Origin of the sequence: Luteolibacter pohnpeiensis (genome assembly GCF_016595435.1) — a bacterium.
Taxonomy (GTDB): domain Bacteria; phylum Verrucomicrobiota; class Verrucomicrobiia; order Verrucomicrobiales; family Akkermansiaceae; genus Luteolibacter; species Luteolibacter pohnpeiensis.
Genome location: NZ_JAENIJ010000114.1, coordinates 1 through 1517, shown reverse-complemented (window position 1 = coordinate 1517; position 1517 = coordinate 1). Strand labels below are relative to the sequence as shown.

The following is a 1517-nucleotide window of genomic DNA, read 5'->3' as shown; positions in this document are numbered from 1 at the left end:
GTGTCCGAGGAGACCGGCGCAGCGAAACACGCTCCGCATGCCAGCACCGTCGCAACCGCAGTATGTAGTGGCCTGATCATTTTCAGTAGAACGTTCAATGTCCAGGCACGGGCGAATGCCCGTTGCCTGTGGCATCTTGTTAGCTCTTCTTATTATTGGTTGGGTTCGTCAGCGGGATGGATCGCAAATCGCTTCGATTTGTCGTGCACAACGAACTTCTCCTTGAGCTGCTGCGCCGCGCCATCGAGTTCGGCAGTCGCAACCACCTTCAGGGAATAGCTCTCGATGCGATTCAGATTGGCGGTCATTCGGATGCACTCCAAAGCGAATACAATCAGTGACTCCTCCGTGCCATCGTACAAACTTTTCGGGATGGTTAGCTTCGATGCATCGAGCGTGATGACTACTCCTTCGTTGGTTAGTGTCCCGCTGATCCTGATTCCTGCCGCGGACAGGAGGTTGTGATCCTCCATCTTCTCCTTCGAGTTTGTGGGCGGGAAATGCGGGGAGCAAATGAATGCCATTGAAGTGGGCTCTCCGGACATCGCGTATCGGTCGTGACAATATACCTTCTCGAATCTCGGTGTGTCACCCGCCAGACCCGTAAGCGCCTGGACGGTGTAGGTAATCGCGTCCTCGCTGGCTCTAGCCGTGCTGCAAATCAGCAAGACTGAGGCGGCAGTTAAGAGCAAATAGCGCATAGACTTTATTTCTGGAGCTAACGTCAAAGGTGACTCACGGCTGAAAGCCGTTGAGTCCACCGCCTTGTTCGGCTTGGTTGATTCTGAGTTGACTATACATGGACACGAAATGCCTGATACTGAGGCTGTGGATTCCTATATGAAAAGGAATATTCTGACTCCAAATGAAGGGCGGAATTGGATTGAAACGCCACGATACCAACAGGCGATTGAGTCAGATTGTGCAAGAGATGGATGTAGCTTCGACTGGCAGAGCCAAACGGATTTTGGTTGGCGTCTTGATTCACTTCCTCCCGCCAATAATCCCCATCCTTCACAAGCGAATGAAGAAAAAGTTCTGCACCAGCATGAACCAGATTTAGAACCTTCAACGCGCGATCAAGAGGCTTTAAATCAGTGCGCTCTGTGCCAAGGAAACGACCTCCGCCTAAATCTTCCTCCAGAGTCAGGTTCTTCTCTTCCCGCTCTCCGTTCACTATCCGATACGACAAACCCAACTCACCAATCAAATGACTAATATCCAAAGTCACCGAGCGATCTTTGGTGTAAACTCTAAACCTCGCGAAATCTCCGTAATATGAAAACCAGTAAAGTAAATCACGCCCCTGAACAATCGGTAGCACGAACTCACCAAGAAACGTCGTCCAGCGATGTTCCGTGTCGAAAGGGTGAACCTTTGGGATGTCAATCACATGAGAGTATGGAATCATCTTCTAATTTTCTGCCGAACGTATAAGGCCATCTGCGGCGCGAGAAAAGCATCAAAGTCAACTCACAGGCTGATCGCCGTCGGATGTGCCGCCTTGTTCTGGACTG

General features: G+C 50.8%; 2 protein-coding genes. Both read right to left on the bottom strand.

Going from position 1 to position 1517, the window contains the following annotated elements:
• Positions 1-152: 152 nt before the first annotated feature.
• Positions 153-701, bottom strand: a complete 549-nt coding sequence (locus JIN85_RS20405) for a hypothetical protein (RefSeq protein WP_200274326.1) — start codon at positions 699-701, stop codon at positions 153-155.
• Positions 702-793: 92 nt separating this feature from the next.
• Complete coding sequence (locus JIN85_RS20400; RefSeq protein ID WP_200274324.1) at positions 794-1411, bottom strand: hypothetical protein; 618 nt, start codon at positions 1409-1411, stop codon at positions 794-796.
• Between the last annotated feature and the right edge of the window lie 106 nt (positions 1412-1517).

Bases quoted from the DNA above. Each gene is read 5' to 3' on its own strand.
- JIN85_RS20405 (WP_200274326.1), bottom strand. From the start codon at position 701: ATGCGCTATTTGCTCTTAACTGCCGCCTCAGTCTTGCTGATTTGCAGC.
- JIN85_RS20400 (WP_200274324.1), bottom strand. From the start codon at position 1,411: ATGATTCCATACTCTCATGTGATTGACATCCCAAAGGTTCACCCTTTC.